The organism is Bradyrhizobium uaiense (assembly GCF_010811875.1).
GTDB classification, from domain to species: Bacteria; Pseudomonadota; Alphaproteobacteria; order Rhizobiales; family Xanthobacteraceae; genus Bradyrhizobium; species Bradyrhizobium uaiense.
The window spans coordinates 1-15,780 of the sequence record NZ_VKHP01000096.1 but is presented as its reverse complement, the minus strand read 5'-3'; the positions used below and the strand labels follow the sequence as shown (position 1 = coordinate 15,780).

Genomic DNA, 15,780 nt, shown 5'->3' with positions numbered 1-15,780 from the left:
ACGATGGAGCTGGTGCTGGAAGTGCTGGAGGCGGCGGAGCAGCCCTAGGCAGATCCTCTCCACGCGTCGTCCCTGGAGATACCGCGCCGCACCCTCTGCTGTCGTCCCGGCGAAGGCCGGGACCCATAACCACAGGGTTGTGTTGTAGAACGAAGGCTGTGGCCCCAGCATCGCGCAACAAGTCGCATTCGTGGCAATGGGTCCCGGCCTTCGCCGGGACGACGCTGAGTGTGTTGGAGAGTCCGCAACTCGGGGAATGGCCGCTCACCGCCGCTTGCGCACATGGACATTGATGTCGAGATCAATCGCGTTGACGCAGGTCTGCTCGGTGCGATGCGAGCTGCCCTCGTGCCAGCTTCCGTCACGCGCCTTGGCGTCGGTGACATTGGCGAGCCGCAGGCAGCGCCATTGCGGCAGCTTGCCCGAGCTTTCGCCGGCGAATTGCCAGGCCAGCGCGACCTCTTCGCCGCTCTTGTTGTGGCCGATGATGTGCGGGCAGAGCTCGCGTCGGCGGCCGGCATAGACGCAGACGACCTGCTGCTCGGCGAGGATCGCCTTGCGGAAGGTGGTGTAGGTGCGACTTGCCATCCGTTCATTCGTCGAAGACGCGGAAGACGGCCGCCGCCGTCACCAGCAGCTTGTCGTCGGCGAAGGCTTCCCCGTCGACGAAGGCGAAGGTCCGCGTGATCTTCTTCACGATGGTGCGGCCGATGATCCATGAACCTGGCGCCGTGCCGCTGACGAAGCGGCTGTCCAGCGACACGGTGGCGCATTTGCGCTTGGTCGCCGCGAAGACGGCGCTGCCGAGCGCAGTGTCGAGGAAGCCGAGGATCGCCCCGCCATGGATGTAGCCGTAGGGGTTACCGTGCCGCTCGTCGCTCTGAAAACCCCATTCGGGGCCTGCTTCGCTTTCGCGCCAGTAGTAAGGGCCGTTGTGGTCGATGAACCCTGGGCGGTTCGGCAGGAGTTTGAAGCCCTCGGGAGGCGAAGCTGTCATGTGGGGATCATCTGGGTTGGAGCGGAGCGTTGCGGTGCCGGGAGCCGAACATATCATTGTGCGCGGGCATGCGCGCCGGCCCCGTGCACTGTTCCTGTTATGTTCTTGACGCTGTCCAGCGCATCTGGGATGGTTCGGGCTGGTGCGTGGAGGCGAGGGCGGCCGGTGGCAAGACGACAGCGTCCGATCAATATGCCTGCGCCGTATCTCCGGCGGGTCTGGCTCGATCCGACCCGCATTCCCAACCGCAAGGCCTACCCGTTCGTGCTGCCGCTGCTGCGCGACGAATTTGAACTCAGCTTCGACAAGGCGATCACCATCATCGTCGGCGAGAACGGCACCGGCAAGTCGACGTTGCTGGAAGGTATCGCCGTGATGGCCGACTATGACGACGCCGGCGGCGGCAAGGGCTATCGCGCGGTCGACCACGGTCGTGCAGTGGAGAAGATGGGCGGCTCGCTTGCGGTGGCGCTGCGTGCAAGCTGGCTGCCCAAGATCACCAACGGCTGGTTCTTCCGCGCCGAGAGCTTCTTCTCGGTGGCGCGCTATGTCGACGAGGCCGCGCTGGACGTCGGAGACATACCGCCGAACTTCCTGTCCTATTCCCATGGCGAAGGCTTTCTGCGCTTCTTCGAGGAGCGCTGCCAGCGGCAGGGCATCTTCATCTTCGACGAGCCGGAATCCGCGCTGTCGCCGTCGCGCCAGATCGAATTCCTCAAGCTGCTGCACCGGATGCACGGCACCGGCCACTGCCAGGTGATCATGGCGACGCATGCGCCGGTGTTGATGGCCTATCCGAACGCGACGCTGCTGCGGCTGACCAAATACGGGCTTGAGCCGGTAAGCCTGCGGGAGACCGATCACTACCGGCTGATGCGCGAGTTCTGTGACGACCCGAACGGGTTCGTCGAGGCCGCGATCGAGGAATGATCCTGTTGTCCAGCGGCTTGCCTCCCGGCGATCCCGGCGGCCGCGAACTTCGCTCTGGTGCAAGAAGCCGATCCCCGATCTAGTCTAGAATCTCGAACCATAAGCTTCGGCGCGCCCGTCACGGCGTAGACCGGCAAACCGGGAGAGAACAAGGATGAGGCGTACGATCGCGCGTGCTGGCGTCGTGGTAGCGGCATTGGCTGTGTTGGGGGCCGCCTGGGCCCATGGGCCGACCCGGCAGAAGGTGCGGGAATCCATCGAGATCGACGCGCCGCAGGCCAAGGTGTGGGCGGTGATCGGCAATTTCCAGGACATGAGCTGGCTCGCCGGCGTCACCAAGACCGAAGGCGAGAAGGGCAACGAGATCGGCGCCACGCGGCGGCTGACGCTGGCGCCCGGCGACACCGTCGACGAGGAGCTTTACAAATACGAGCCCGAGATGATGAGCTATTCGTACCGGATCACGGCGGTCGACGTGAAGGTGCTGCCGGTCACGAATTATTCCTCGACGCTGACGGTGTCGCCGGCGCCCGAAGGCAGGACGAAGCTGGAATGGGCCGGCGCGTTCTACCGCGGCTTTCCCAACAACGATCCGCCGCCGGAGTTGAACGACGAGGCCGCGATCAAGGCGGTGAGCGGGATGTACAAGGCCGGGCTCGAAGCGCTGAAGAAGAAGATCGAGAGCGGCACCTGATCGGATGCCAACCGTACCGTCATTGCGAGGAGCGGCAGCGACGAAGCAATCCATTCTTCCGTTCTGCGGCGCCGTGGATTGCTTCGCTTTCCTCGCAATGACGTGGATAGAATTGTGTGTACCCTGAGGGCGATCGTTCTGGCTGCGCTGCTCGGCCTGCTCGGCGGCGCGCATGCCGAGGAGGCGTTCGTCACCAACCAGCTCAGCGACGATCTCACGGTGGTCGATCTCGCGACCTCGAAGCCGGTTGCGACGATTGCGATCGGCGGCAAGCCCGCCGGCGTCGCCGTCAGCAATGACGGCCGCTTTGCCTATGTGACCAGCCCGGATGCGAAGGCGCTCACCGTGGTCGACGCGGCCGCGCGGAAGGTGGTCGGCCGGGTCGATGTCGACGGCGGCCCGCTCGGCATTGCGGTGGCACCCGACGGCGCGACGGTCTACGTCGCCGACTGGTACGCCGCCGCGGTGCGCGTCATCGACGCGAAGGAGCAGCGGGTTGCCGCCAGCATCGCGGTCGGGGCATCGCCGTCCGGGCTCGCCGTGACGCCGGATGGGCGCCTGCTGCTCTCGGCCGACCGCGATGATGACAGCGTGTCGATCGTCGACACCGCCACGCGGGAGCGGAGAGGGATCGTGAAGGTCGGCACCCGCCCGTTCGGCGTCACCGTCGATGCCGAGGGCAAGCGCGCCTACACCGCCAATGTCGGCTCCAACGACGTCTCCGTGATCGACATCGCCACCGCGCAAGAGATCGGCCGCGTCCATGTCGGCCTGCGCCCCTACGCGGTGGCGCTGGCGCAGGGCCGCGGCTTCGTCACCGACCAGTATGACGGCAAGGTTAGCGTGTTCGACCTCGCGACCTTGCAGCCGCTGAAGCGGATCACGGTCGGCGACTATCCCGAAGGCATCGAGGCGACGGCCGACGGCCGGCGCATCGTGGTCGCGAACTGGGAGAGCAACACGCTGACCATGATTGATGCTGCCGAGATGAGGGTCACCGGCGAGGTCAAGGTCGGCGACGGGCCGCGCGCGTTCGGGGCGTTTCTCAGGCGGACGGAGTAGGCGGAAAGTGCACGTCCCAAAATATCGAAAACAACCCCATGCACAGTAGCCGGTTGCTGTCGGCACCTGGAAAAGCGACTTGACGCGTCGGGCAAATCAGCGATACGCTTCTATTATTCCGAAATAGTGCAGGTGCCCGCCGCAGCGCGATAGCATTTGTCGGGTGCTCCTTTCGTCATTGCGAGGAGCCTGTCACCGGCGTTCGTGCAACTCGTTGACCTGGAATGACGCAGCGGGGCCAACCCGCCTACGGCCCGTCGCCGAGCTGCGACCCATTGGCTCACCGGCGCGGCGGGCATATATTATGCAGCAAATGCGAGGAAACACAGGGAGGATGCCATGCATCATACCTTGGTGCCCAGCGACCGCGTCGAGCACGTCTGCGTCTTCGGGCGCGATGGCGCAAGGCTCGGTTCGATCGAGCGGCTGATGCTCGACAAGGTCAGCGGAACCGTGGCCTACGCCATCATTAAGACCGGCGGCGTGCTGAGTACCCACCACCACTATCCCGTCAGATGGACCGCGCTGCGATTTGATCCCGCGCGGCAGGCCTTCGAGGCCGAAGTGACGCTGGATGATTTGCGCGCCGGGCCGTCCGAGTTCGACGGCGACGAATTTGACTGGGGCGACCGCTCGCGATCGTATACGCACCCGAACTATTGGGCGGTGTAACGCGCAGACGAGGAGATGCCGTAGCCCGCATGAGCGAAGCGACATGCGGGAGCTACCAACGTATTTGGTCGGAAGTCCCCGATAGCGCTTCGCTCGTCCGGGGGACTTGCTTAGCCCAAGACAGGCACACATGACTCACTTCAAGCCCGCCGGCTGGCCTTCCGTCATACCGAGAATTGTCACACGCGACCTGACCGGCTTGGCCGGTTTCCTGAGAGATGTCTTCGGCGCGGAAGGCGAAGTCCGGCCCGGAGCGCCGACGGAAATGCGCATCGGGGACTCGATCATCCTGATCAGCGACGGTGGCGGCGCACGAGAGGCAATGCCGGCCTTTCTCTACGTCTATGTTCAGAGCGCCGACGAGGCCTACCGGCGCGCGATTGCGGCCGGCGCTGAATCGATCGAGGCTCCTGCGGATACGCCTTATGGCGACAGACGGGCGATGGTGCGGGATGCCTGGGCAAACGTCTGGCAGATCGCCACCTATCGCGGGAATTGAGACGGCCAAGCTGTGCCGGAAGGGGCAATCTTCGGTGCGGATCATTCACGACCCGGGAGAGCCATGAGCAATGGTGTGCGGCGAGCTAGCTGGAGCTATAATTTGCCGTTGTTGCGGCAACAGAAATGGCGAATGCTTCGCTACGCTTGTTGCAAACCGTTTTGCTCAAATGGTCCTTGCCCAGGTTTTCCATTTCTGACGATCTCGTCAATGACGTTTGCTTTCCAAACGATGCCGAGTTGAAGACCCATCGGATCATCTCCAATACGGCCGGAGTACACGCCTAGAAATGTGTTGGCCTGACCAATGATTTCCTTTCCGGAAAGCGCGTCCGGCGTGCTTGGGATATCCTTCGGAACTATAATTCCCGATCGTCGAGCAATCACAGGAGCCCCCGACATTCCGCTTCGTGTCGCGGTGTCAATGAGGATCTTCGGCAACTGATCAATGTCTAAGAATGGCTGGCTAGCAATAGATCCTCGCTTCCAAATTGCAAGTTCGTGACCACCGTCCACTCCGCCGGGGTAACCCAGCACGAACACGTCACCGCCAACAGTGGGCGCGAAATCCACGAAGTCATTAAGAGTGTTTATTGGACGGCTAACTAGCGTATCGTCCAATTGAGCGATCTTCAAAGCAACAACGTCTACATGTCTACCCAAAGCGGCGTGCTCGATCCATTTTGGTGTTCCATCGGTTTCGTAGAGGCTCAGGTAGTACCTTTTGCGGACTGCCATCGATCGATTGTCCGCGGTCGCCTCGGCCTTTAGCAAAAGGGGCATTTCTAGGTGAGTAGGCTGCCCACCCAACTTGCTCATGCTTCGGTCATTAACCGGGTCCCAGCCGGTAACGTTGTGCCAGTTGGTTATCAAATAAAAATCATTGTCGTGCTGCCAGAAAAACCCGCTCGCTATGGCGAGGTTGATCTCGTCAGAATCACCATTTTTCCGCAGCATTTTGAGCTTTACTGGCGCGTAGATCAGCATAGCTGCATTTGATCTCTGTTAGAGAACTACTCCGCAGCCTCGCTCGCTGAGCTCTTCCGCGACTTGCTGTTCGCCTTCTTCAGCACCGGCGCCAGGAATTTCCCCGTGTAGCTCCTCGGCGCTTTCACGATGTCCTCGGGCGGGCCCCAGGCGACGATCTCGCCGCCGCCGTCGCCGCCTTCGGGGCCGAGGTCGATGACCCAGTCGGCGGTCTTGATGACTTCGAGATTGTGCTCGATCACCACCACCGTGTTGCCCTGGGCGACCAGCTCGTGCAGCACCTCGAGCAGTTTTGCCACGTCATGGAAGTGCAGGCCGGTGGTCGGCTCGTCCAGGATGTAGAGCGTGCGGCCGGTGGCGCGCTTTGACAGCTCTTTTGCCAATTTGACGCGCTGGGCTTCGCCGCCCGACAGCGTCGTCGCCTGCTGGCCGACATGGATGTAGTCGAGGCCGACGCGATGCAGGGTCTGGAAGGTCTCGCGCACGCGCGGCACCGCCTTGAAGAATTCGGCGGCTTCCTCGACCGTCATGTCGAGCACGTCGGCGATGCTCTTGCCCTTGAACAGCACCTCCAGCGTCTCGCGGTTGTAGCGCTTGCCCTTGCAGGTGTCGCAGGTGACGTAGACGTCGGGCAGGAAGTGCATCTCGATCTTGATGACGCCGTCGCCCTGGCAGGCCTCGCAGCGGCCGCCCTTGACGTTGAAGGAGAAGCGCCCGGGCTCGTAGCCGCGCGCCTTCGCCTCCGGCAGGCCGGCGAACCATTCGCGGATCGGCGTGAAGGCGCCGGTATAGGTCGCGGGGTTCGAACGCGGCGTGCGGCCGATCGGCGACTGGTCGATGTCGATGATCTTGTCGATGTGCTCGAGGCCCTCGATGCGATCGTGCGGGGCGGCGCCCTCGCTGGCATTGTTCAGCTTGCGCGCGATCGACTTGTAGAGCGTGTCGATCAGCAAGGTCGACTTGCCGCCGCCGGAGACGCCGGTGACGCAGGTGAACAGGCCGAGCGGAATTTCCGCCGAGACGTTCTTCAGATTGTTGCCGCGCGCGTTGATGACCTTGATGGTGCGGCGGTGGTTCGGCGGCCGCCGGTCGGGGACGGGCACCGAAAGCTCGCCGGTCAGATATTTGCCGGTCAGCGATTTCGGGTTGCGCATGATCTGGTCGGGCGTGCCTTCGGCGACGATGTGGCCGCCATGCATGCCGGCGCCGGGGCCGATGTCGAGCACATAGTCGGCGAGGCGAATGGCGTCCTCGTCATGCTCGACCACGACCACGGTATTGCCGAGGTCGCGGAGCCGCTTCAGCGTGTCGAGCAGGCGCGCATTGTCGCGCTGGTGCAGGCCGATCGACGGCTCGTCCAGCACGTAGAGCACGCCGGTCAGGCCCGACCCGATCTGCGAGGCGAGGCGGATGCGCTGGCTCTCGCCGCCGGACAGGGTGCCGGACGAGCGCGACAGCGTCAGGTAGTTCAGGCCGACATCGAGCAGGAAGGTCAGGCGCTCGCGGATCTCCTTGAGGATGCGCGCGGCGATCTCGTTCTGCTGCGCATTCAGCGCCTCCGGCACCGTCTCGAACCATTCGCCGGCGCGCTTCACCGAGAGCTCCGAGATCTCGCCGATGTGCTTAGCCCCGATCTTGACGCACAGCGCCTCGGGCTTCAGGCGGTAGCCATGGCAACCTTCGCAGGGCACGTCGGAGAAATACTTGCCGAGCTCCTCGCGCGCCCACTCGCTCTCGGTCTCGCGGTAGCGGCGATTGATGTTGGTGATCACGCCCTCGAACGGCTTCTTGGTGTCGTAGGAGCGGACGCCGTCCTCATAGGAGAACTTGATCTCGTCGTCGCCGGAGCCGTGCAGCATCGCGTTCTGGACCTTCTTGGTCAGGTCCTTCCACTTGGTGTCGAGCGTGAACTTGTAGTGCTTGCCGAGCGCGGTCAGGGTCTGGATGTAATAGGGCGAGGACGATTTCGCCCATGGCGCGATCGCGCCCTTGCGCAAGGTCAGCTCCTTGTCGGGGATGACCAGGTCTTCGTCGATATGCTGCTCGACGCCGAGGCCGCCGCAGGCCGGGCAGGCGCCATACGGATTGTTGAACGAGAACAGACGCGGCTCGATCTCGGGGATGGTGAAGCCGGAGACCGGGCAGGCGAACTTCTCCGAGAACAGGATGCGCTCGGGGCCGCTCTTGTCGTGGATTTTTGCGGTCTTCTTCTTGTCTTCTTTTTTCTCGTCCTGCGCGGCCGCCGGCGCGTCGGCGTATTCGATCACTGCAAGGCCTTCGGCGAGCTTCAGCGCGGTCTCGAAGCTTTCAGCGAGGCGCTGGGCGAGGTGGGGGCGCACCACGATGCGGTCGACCACGACGTCGATGTCGTGCGGGAATTTCTTGTCGAGCGCGGGCGCTTCCGACAGCTCGTAGAAGGTGCCGTCGATCTTGACGCGCTGAAAGCCCTTCTTGAGATACTCGGCGAGCTCCTTCTTGTACTCGCCCTTGCGGCCGCGCACGACGGGCGCCAGCAGATACAGTCGCGTGCCTTCCGGCAGCGCCAGCACGCGGTCGACCATCTGCGAGACGATCTGGCTCTCGATCGGCAAGCCCGTGGCGGGCGAATAGGGCACGCCGACGCGCGCCCACAAGAGGCGCATGTAGTCGTAGATCTCGGTGACGGTGCCGACGGTGGAGCGCGGGTTCTTCGATGTGGTCTTCTGCTCGATCGAGATCGCCGGCGACAGGCCGTCGATCTGGTCGACGTCGGGCTTCTGCATCATCTCCAAGAATTGCCGCGCATAGGCCGACAGCGACTCGACGTAGCGGCGCTGGCCCTCGGCGTAGATGGTATCGAAGGCGAGCGACGACTTGCCGGAGCCGGAGAGGCCGGTGAACACCACGAGCTTGTCGCGGGGAATCTCGACGTCGATGTTCTTCAGATTGTGTTCGCGCGCGCCGCGGATCGTGATGGCGCGCGATGAGGAGCCGGCGTTCTGTTGGCGCTTCGCCTTGAGCACTTCATCCATTGCGACGGTTCCGGGCGCATGATCGGGCGCCTTTTGGGCGCGCATCGCCGGTGATGCCGGGACCCTGCGCCGATGGGGTGTGAGGACTGGAACGTAGGAAGAACGGTCGACAATTTCCAGTGCTGAGTCGCGGCCATCAACGGATAGTTTGCTTGATGGCAGCAGCCGTCAGCAGGACCGGTTCCGCTGGAGGCTTTTCCCGTCCCGACGAAATCGGAACGGGGCTCCGGATTTTTGTTCTGGCGCGTTTTCTGTAACGCGACCGGGGTCCGCTTCGCTCGAAAACGCTCTCACGCAAAAAGGCCGGCGCGAGGCCGGCCTTTCCGAGCGATCCGTTGCTGATCGACTTAGTACTTGTCTTAGTACTTGGCGACGATCGGGCCGCCGAAGTGATAGTTCACGCCGAACTGCACGCTGTGCAGGTTGAGATCGCCGGTCGGGATGCCGAAGTAGCTCTCGCCGCCGAGGCTGCGATACAGGTACTCGCCCTTGATCGACCACTGCGGGGCAATGAACGCCTCGATGCCGGCGCCGACGGTCCAGCCGGAGTGGAAGTTGCTCTGCGAGGCGGTCACGCCGAGCGCGGTGACGCTGAGCTTGTTGTCGACCCAGGCGTAGCCGCCGGTGCCGTAGAACAGTACCTTGTCGACAGCGAAGCCGATGCGGCCGCGCACGGTGCCGAGCGCGTCGATCTTGCTCTTCACGGTGATGCCGAGCGCGCTCGCCGACGCATCGACGTCAGCCCAGCCGCCGTCGGCCTCGAGGCCGTACACGATGTTGCCGGCCTGCCAGTTGTAGCCGATGGTGCCGCCTGCGAAGCCGCCTTCCATCTTCGGATTGCCGGAGTTCTCGCTGGCGTAGCCGCCGAAGCCGCCGATGTAGAAGCCGGTCCAGTTGTAGATCGCGGCCAGCGGCGGAGCCTTCACGTAGGGGGCGCGAGCCGCCATATCAGCGGCGTTGGCCGGTGCAAAAGCGCTCAGTGCAAACATGCCGGCCGATGCCAGCAAAACATTCCTGATTTTCAAAGTCCAAATCCTGCTTTTCTTGCCGATTTTCTTGTTGTCCCTTCAGTCGAAGGGAACGTCATCGCAATGTTGCGTGATGTGCGCACGCTTCTACAGAGAAACGCTGGAAGTTGTGTATCCGGGAAACCACAATCCACGGAAAACGCCGCCGCTGAGACTAGGGCTCGCACGCGCGCTTCATTCGCTGCAGTGGAACGGGCGCGCAAACAAAAAGGCCGGCGCGAGGCCGGCCTTTCGTCTGGATCAAATCCGGGTCGCGCGATCAGTAGCGCGCAACGACCGGGCCGCCCCACTTGTAGTTCACGCGGACGGTGACGAGGTCGACGTCCTGGCGATCGCGGATGCTGCTGAACAGCGCGCCGGTCGGGGTGGTGAGGTTGTAGGTCTTGTCCTGCATGAACAGGTGGTCGTATTCGATGCCGGCGGTCCAGTTCGGCGCGAAGCCGACTTCGATGCCGGCGCCGATGGTGCCACCCCAGCGGGTGTCGCTGGCGCGGCCGGCGAGCGCGCCGGTCGGCGTGAAGTAGGTGCTGAAGCGGTTGTCGGTCAGCGCCGCACCGCCCTTGGCGTAGAGCAGCACGTTGTTGACGGCGTAGCCGATCTGGCCGGTGAACAGGCCGAAGGCGTCGATCTTGGTCTGGTTGGTGAACAGGCCCGGGAAGATGGCGCTGTTGTTGCTGCCCTTCAGGTCGGCCCAGTCGCCCTGCGCTTCGAGGCCGAACACCCAGGTGCCCGCCTGCCAGCGGTAGCCGATCTGGCCGCCGGCGACGCCGCCGGTCGCATCATGGCAACCATCCGATCCGATGAAGACGCCGCGCGGGACCTGGTCCCAGCAATTGTGGCTTGAGCCCCAGCCGCCGTTCGCGCCGATGTAGAAGCCGCTCCAGTCATAGACGGCAGCGATCATCGGCGGTGCCTTGGTGTAGGGGCGCGCAGCGAGGTCAGCGGCCGCGGCAGGCGCAGCAAACGCGATCAGAGCAACCGTACCGAGCAAAAACTTCTTCATTCAAAACTCCCCAGCTTCCCGATCGGCTTCCAAAAGGGTCCCGAAGCCGAACTCAGACGCGAGCGCCCGTCTGATGGTTGGTAGCTATACGCTGATTCAACCGGAAAGGCCGTCTCCCAAAAGCCACACTCGGGGAAGAAGTGCGGCGAGAATAAGATGCTGATTTATATATTAATTTTCCAAAGTGCCGAAGCCGCTCGGCGGCCTGAACCGAAATCGGCTGTCGCTCCATTGCCCGCGCCCGCTTCTACGGTTGGTTGTGGCGAACAAAACTGGAACATTCCTGGCAGGGATGCTATATCTGATTATCGTGGATAACCGCGCGAGGACCAAGGCGGCGAGCCGGCACCGGCGTATAGGGTCATCCACGACGCCTGCAATGTAAGTGGCGAAGGTTGAGAGTGGCGGCCGATGTCCGGACGCCCGGTTTTTGAGTGGAGATGATGCGATGGCAGGAAGCGTGAACAAGGTGATCCTGGTTGGAAACCTCGGCAAGGATCCGGAAATCCGGCGGACCCAGGACGGCCGTCCGATCGCAAATCTTTCCATCGCCACCTCGGAAACCTGGCGCGACAAGGGCACCGGCGAGCGCAAGGAAAAGACCGAGTGGCACCGCGTCGTGATCTTCAACGAAGGCCTCTGCAAGGTCGCCGAGCAGTATCTGAAGAAGGGCGCCAAGGTGTACATCGAGGGTCAGTTGCAGACCCGCAAATGGACCGACCAGAGCGGCGTCGAGAAGTACTCGACCGAAGTCGTGCTGCAGGGCTTCAACTCCAACCTGACCATGCTCGACGGGCGGAGCGGTGGAGGCGGCAGCTTCTCCGATGATGGCGGCAGCGATTTCGGCTCGTCGGGACCGGTGAGCTCGGCACCGCGCCGTGCAGTTGCCGCCGGCGGCGGCAGCCGCAACAGCGACATGGACGACGACATCCCGTTCTGAGCGCGCTCCTCGAACATTATGTCGGCCGCTGCCGCCCCGTGAAGATCATTTCCCGGGACGGCGGCTCGATGCGTCACGGCAATTTCCTCATGTGAATTGTGAGGATAACCTCCCAACTATCTGGAGTGGCTTACGTCGCTGACGGCGAACAGTGCGAGTTCCCGGGACTTTGACACAGGTCGATGTGAATGATATTTACATTGGCCCGCGGCAAGCGATGTCCGGCCGCGCGCTTCACTCGAGGGCCGCCTCCATGAGCCTCGCGCCGTTGCTCGACGCCGCGCCTGCGATCCCGCTCCATGCCTTTGTCGCGATGGCCGCCTTCGTGCTCGGCTCCATTCAGCTCGCCGCACCCAAGGGCACGCTGCCGCATCGGACGCTGGGCTGGATGTGGGTGATCCTGATGCTGGTCGTCGCCGGCAGCTCGTTCTGGATCCACCAGATCCGTCTGCTGGGGCCGTGGAGCCCGATTCATCTGCTGTCGATCTTCTCGCTGGTCATGCTGGTGCTCGGCGTCACGGCTGCCCGGAGCCACAACGTCCGCAGCCACAAGTACACGATGATCGGCATCTTCTTCGGCGCGCTGGTCATTGCCTGACTGTTCACCTTCATGCCCGGACGGATCATGCACGCGGTGGTTTTCGGCCAATGATGGGATGTGCGAATAGCGAATGGAGAGTGGCGAATACGGGGGTCCACTCGCTATTCGCCATCCGCTTCTCGACCGAGCGGCCGTGGCCGCCCCGACCTGCCCGTAAGTGCATGAAAAAACGAAGGGAAAAACGGCTTGCGGGAGCCGCCGAAGGGTGGTTATCAGACCCCCGATGGGCTATATGATTCCCCAGTAAAACTGACCGGATTTCCCCTTTGTCCGAACCCGAAGACGATAAGCCCGGCGAGCCGCCGGTGCCTTCAGATATTCGTCCCGTTTCCATTCTCGACGAGATGAAGAAGTCCTACCTCGATTACGCGATGAGCGTGATCGTGTCGCGTGCGCTGCCCGATGCCCGCGACGGGCTGAAGCCGGTGCACCGGCGCATTCTCTACTCGATGCACGAGCAGGGACACACTCCGGACAAGAAGTACGTGAAGTCCGCGCGCGTCGTCGGCGACGTGATCGGTAAATATCACCCGCATGGCGACCAGTCGATTTACGACGCGATGGTCCGCATGGCGCAGGACTTCTCGCTGCGGGTGCCGCTGATCGACGGCCAGGGCAATTTCGGTTCGGTCGACGGCGATCCGCCGGCGGCCTATCGATACACCGAGGCGAGGCTGACCAAGGCGGCGCTGGCGGTTCTCGCCGATATCGACATGGAGACCGTCGATTTCCAGCCGAATTACGACAACTCGGAGAAGGAGCCGTCGGTTCTGCCGGCCCGGTTCCCGAACCTGCTGGTCAATGGCGCCGGCGGCATCGCCGTCGGCATGGCGACCAACATCCCGCCGCACAATCTTGGCGAGGTCGTCGACGCCTGCGTGGCGCTGATCGACAATCCGGCGCTCACCATCGACGAGCTGATCGACATCATTCCCGGACCTGACTTTCCGACCGGCGGCGTCATCCTCGGCCGCCAGGGCATCCGCTCGGCCTACCATCTCGGCCGCGGCTCGATCGTGATGCGCGGCAAGGTGGCGATCGACACCATCCGCAAGGATCGTGAAGCCATCATCATCACCGAAATTCCCTATCAGGTGAACAAGGCGACGATGGTCGAGCGCATCGCCGACCTCGTGAAAGAGAAGAAGATCGAAGGCATCGGTGATCTCCGAGACGAGTCCGACCGCGACGGCTATCGCGTCGTCATCGAGCTGAAGCGCGAAGCGGTGCCCGATGTGGTGCTCAACCAGCTCTACCGGTTCACGCCGCTGCAGACCAATTTCCCGGCCAACATGCTGGCGCTGGATTCCGGCCGTCCGCAGACGATGAATCTGAAGGACCTGCTCACCATCTTCGTCGCGTTCCGCGAACAGGTGGTGACGCGGCGGACCAAGTTCCTGCTCGGCAAGGCGCGTGATCGCGCCCACATCCTGGTCGGCCTTGCGATCGCGGTCGCCAACATCGATGAGATCATCCGTGTCATCCGAACCTCGCCCGATCCGAACACCGCGCGCGAGGCGCTGATGTCGCGCGACTGGCCGGCGCGCGACGTCGAGGCCATGATCACGCTGATCGACGATCCCCGGCATCGCATCAACGACGACGGCACGCTGCGGCTGTCGATGGAGCAGGCGAGGGCCATCCTCGATCTCCGGCTGCAGCGCCTGACCGCCCTCGGACGGGACGAGATTTCCGACGAGCTCGACAAGCTCGCGGCTGAGATCGCCGACTATCTCGACATTCTGCGCTCGCGTGCCCGCGTGCAGGGCATCGTCAAGACCGAGCTCGCCGAGGTGAAGCAGCAGTTCGCCACGCCGCGCAAGACCGTGATCATCGAGCAGGAAGGCGAGGTCGAGGACGAGGACCTGATCCAGCGCGAGGACATGGTCGTGACGGTGTCGCATGCGGGCTACGTCAAGCGCGTGCCGCTGTCGACCTACCGGGCGCAGCGCCGCGGCGGCAAGGGCCGCGCCGGCATGCAGACCCGCGACGAGGATTTCGTCTCGCGCCTGTTCGTGGCCTCCACGCACACGCCGGTGCTGTTCTTCTCGTCGCGCGGCCAGGTCTACAAGGAGAAGGTCTGGCGACTGCCGATGGCAGCGCCAAACGCGCGCGGCAAGGCGCTGATCAACATCCTGCCGCTGGAGCAGGGCGAGCGCATCACCACGATCATGCCGCTGCCGGAGGATGAATCCTCCTGGGCCAATCTCGACGTGATGTTCGCGACAACAGGCGGCACGGTTCGCCGCAACAAGCTGTCCGATTTCGTCGACGTCCGCCGCTCCGGCATCATCGCCATGAAGCTCGGCGAGGGCGAGGCGATCGTCGACGTGCAGATCTGCACCGAGCGTGACGACGTGCTGCTGACCGCCGCCGGCGGCCAGTGCATCCGCTTCCCGGTCACCGATGTGCGCGTCTTCACCGGCCGCACCTCGATGGGCGTGCGCGGCATTGCGCTCCCCGAGGCCGACAAGCTGATCTCGCTGGCAATCCTGCGCCATGTCGAGACCACCTCGGACGAGCGCTCGGCCTATTTGAAGATGCGCCGCGCGGTGGCCGGCGAGACCACGGCCGAGGAACCGGTCGAGGCCGAGGGCGAGGAGACCGCGAACGCGATCCAGCTGTCGCAGGAGCGCTATGCCGAGCTATCGGCGGCCGAGCAGGTGGTGCTCACCGTCTCCGTCAACGGTTTCGGCAAGCGGACCTCGTCCTACGAGTACCGCACCACCGGCCGTGGCGGTAAGGGTATCGTTGCGATGAGCGTCAACAACCGCAACGGCAATCTGGTGGCGTCGTTCCCGGTCGAGGACGCCGACCAGATCATGCTGGTCACCGACAAGGGCCAGCTGATCCGCTGCCCGGTGGCCGACATCCGCGTCGCCGGCCGCTCGACCCAGGGCGTGATCGTGTTCGATACCGCCGAGGACGAGCACGTGGTCTCGGTCGAGCACATTCCGGAAGAGGAAAACGGCGAGAACGGCAACGGCGGCTAGCCCCGCCGGGCCGATCTCGTAACCCGGATGGAGCGCAGCGAAATCCGGGTCGGCCAGCGTGGCGTCGGTTGTCCCGGACTACGCTTTGCTTCATCCGGGCTACGCAGATACTGCGATCAGATCTCGATCTCCGTGCCGAACTCCACCACCTGACCGGTCGGCACGCCGAAGAAGGCCGCGGACCGTTCGGCGTTGCGCTGCAGGAAAGCGAACAGCGATTCGCGCCATACCCACATGCCCGGAACGTCCTCGCGCGGGATGATGGTTTCACGGCCGATATAGTAGGTCACGTCGGAGAGATCGATGCCGGGCAGCTTGCCCTGCCGGCAGGCGAGCTGCAGCCCTTCGTAGATCGTCGGATACT

Annotated in this window: 15 protein-coding genes; 8 read left to right on the top strand and 7 right to left on the bottom strand. The window is 63.5% G+C overall.

Annotation, left to right across the window (positions count from 1 at the left end):
• Positions 1-264: 264 nt before the first annotated feature.
• Positions 265-588 carry a hypothetical protein gene (locus FNJ47_RS22430; protein WP_163156958.1) on the bottom strand — a complete coding sequence of 108 codons (324 nt, stop codon included), beginning with the start codon at positions 586-588 and terminating at the stop codon, positions 265-267.
• Between the two features lie 4 nt (positions 589-592).
• Positions 593-997 (bottom strand): PaaI family thioesterase, encoded by a 405-nt coding sequence (locus FNJ47_RS22425; RefSeq protein WP_163156956.1) that lies wholly within the window; start codon positions 995-997, stop codon positions 593-595.
• A 165-nt stretch (positions 998-1,162) separates the two neighbouring features.
• Between FNJ47_RS22425 and FNJ47_RS22420 the strand changes: the two genes are divergently transcribed.
• The 5 genes from FNJ47_RS22420 to FNJ47_RS22400 all read left to right on the top strand — a co-directional run bounded on the left by FNJ47_RS22420 (position 1,163) and on the right by FNJ47_RS22400 (position 4,854).
• Positions 1,163-1,927, top strand: a complete 765-nt coding sequence (locus FNJ47_RS22420; RefSeq protein WP_163156954.1) for an AAA family ATPase — start codon at positions 1,163-1,165, stop codon at positions 1,925-1,927.
• Positions 1,928-2,081: 154 nt separating this feature from the next.
• Positions 2,082-2,621 carry an SRPBCC family protein gene (locus tag FNJ47_RS22415; RefSeq protein WP_163156952.1) on the top strand — a complete coding sequence of 180 codons (540 nt, stop codon included), beginning with the start codon at positions 2,082-2,084 and terminating at the stop codon, positions 2,619-2,621.
• 123 nt (positions 2,622-2,744) lie between these two features.
• Positions 2,745-3,683 (top strand): YVTN family beta-propeller repeat protein, encoded by a 939-nt coding sequence (locus FNJ47_RS22410; protein WP_163156962.1) that lies wholly within the window; start codon positions 2,745-2,747, stop codon positions 3,681-3,683.
• Positions 3,684-4,022: 339 nt separating this feature from the next.
• Positions 4,023-4,355 (top strand): PRC-barrel domain-containing protein, encoded by a 333-nt coding sequence (locus tag FNJ47_RS22405; RefSeq protein WP_163156950.1) that lies wholly within the window; start codon positions 4,023-4,025, stop codon positions 4,353-4,355.
• A 130-nt stretch (positions 4,356-4,485) separates the two neighbouring features.
• Positions 4,486-4,854: a VOC family protein gene (locus tag FNJ47_RS22400; RefSeq protein WP_163156948.1), complete on the top strand. Its 369-nt coding sequence runs from the start codon at positions 4,486-4,488 to the stop codon at positions 4,852-4,854.
• 140 nt (positions 4,855-4,994) lie between these two features.
• On the opposite strand, the gene FNJ47_RS22395 is transcribed toward FNJ47_RS22400, so the two are convergent.
• The 4 genes from FNJ47_RS22395 to FNJ47_RS22380 form a co-directional block, all read right to left on the bottom strand.
• Entirely contained in the window at positions 4,995-5,840 is an 846-nt protein-coding gene (locus tag FNJ47_RS22395) for a S1 family peptidase (RefSeq protein WP_163156946.1), read from the bottom strand.
• 26 nt (positions 5,841-5,866) lie between these two features.
• Positions 5,867-8,851: an excinuclease ABC subunit UvrA gene (uvrA, locus tag FNJ47_RS22390; protein WP_163156944.1), complete on the bottom strand. Its 2,985-nt coding sequence runs from the start codon at positions 8,849-8,851 to the stop codon at positions 5,867-5,869.
• Positions 8,852-9,210: 359 nt separating this feature from the next.
• The gene (locus FNJ47_RS22385) at positions 9,211-9,870 is read right to left on the bottom strand and encodes an outer membrane beta-barrel protein (RefSeq protein WP_163156960.1); all 660 of its coding nucleotides are present in this window, start codon (positions 9,868-9,870) and stop codon (positions 9,211-9,213) included.
• Between the two features lie 268 nt (positions 9,871-10,138).
• The gene (locus FNJ47_RS22380) at positions 10,139-10,882 is read right to left on the bottom strand and encodes an outer membrane protein (protein WP_163156942.1); all 744 of its coding nucleotides are present in this window, start codon (positions 10,880-10,882) and stop codon (positions 10,139-10,141) included.
• A 448-nt stretch (positions 10,883-11,330) separates the two neighbouring features.
• Between FNJ47_RS22380 and FNJ47_RS22375 the strand changes: the two genes are divergently transcribed.
• From FNJ47_RS22375 to gyrA, 3 genes are all read left to right on the top strand, one after another.
• The gene (locus tag FNJ47_RS22375) at positions 11,331-11,822 is read left to right on the top strand and encodes a single-stranded DNA-binding protein (RefSeq protein ID WP_024583984.1); all 492 of its coding nucleotides are present in this window, start codon (positions 11,331-11,333) and stop codon (positions 11,820-11,822) included.
• 253 nt (positions 11,823-12,075) lie between these two features.
• Positions 12,076-12,420 (top strand): DUF2306 domain-containing protein, encoded by a 345-nt coding sequence (locus FNJ47_RS22370; protein ID WP_163156940.1) that lies wholly within the window; start codon positions 12,076-12,078, stop codon positions 12,418-12,420.
• Between the two features lie 269 nt (positions 12,421-12,689).
• Positions 12,690-15,416 carry a DNA gyrase subunit A gene (gyrA, locus tag FNJ47_RS22365; protein WP_163156938.1) on the top strand — a complete coding sequence of 909 codons (2,727 nt, stop codon included), beginning with the start codon at positions 12,690-12,692 and terminating at the stop codon, positions 15,414-15,416.
• Positions 15,417-15,532: 116 nt separating this feature from the next.
• On the opposite strand, the gene FNJ47_RS22360 is transcribed toward gyrA, so the two are convergent.
• Positions 15,533-15,780, bottom strand: a 248-nt coding sequence (locus FNJ47_RS22360; RefSeq protein ID WP_430649406.1) for a KUP/HAK/KT family potassium transporter, incomplete at its 5' end; no start/stop codon positions are given.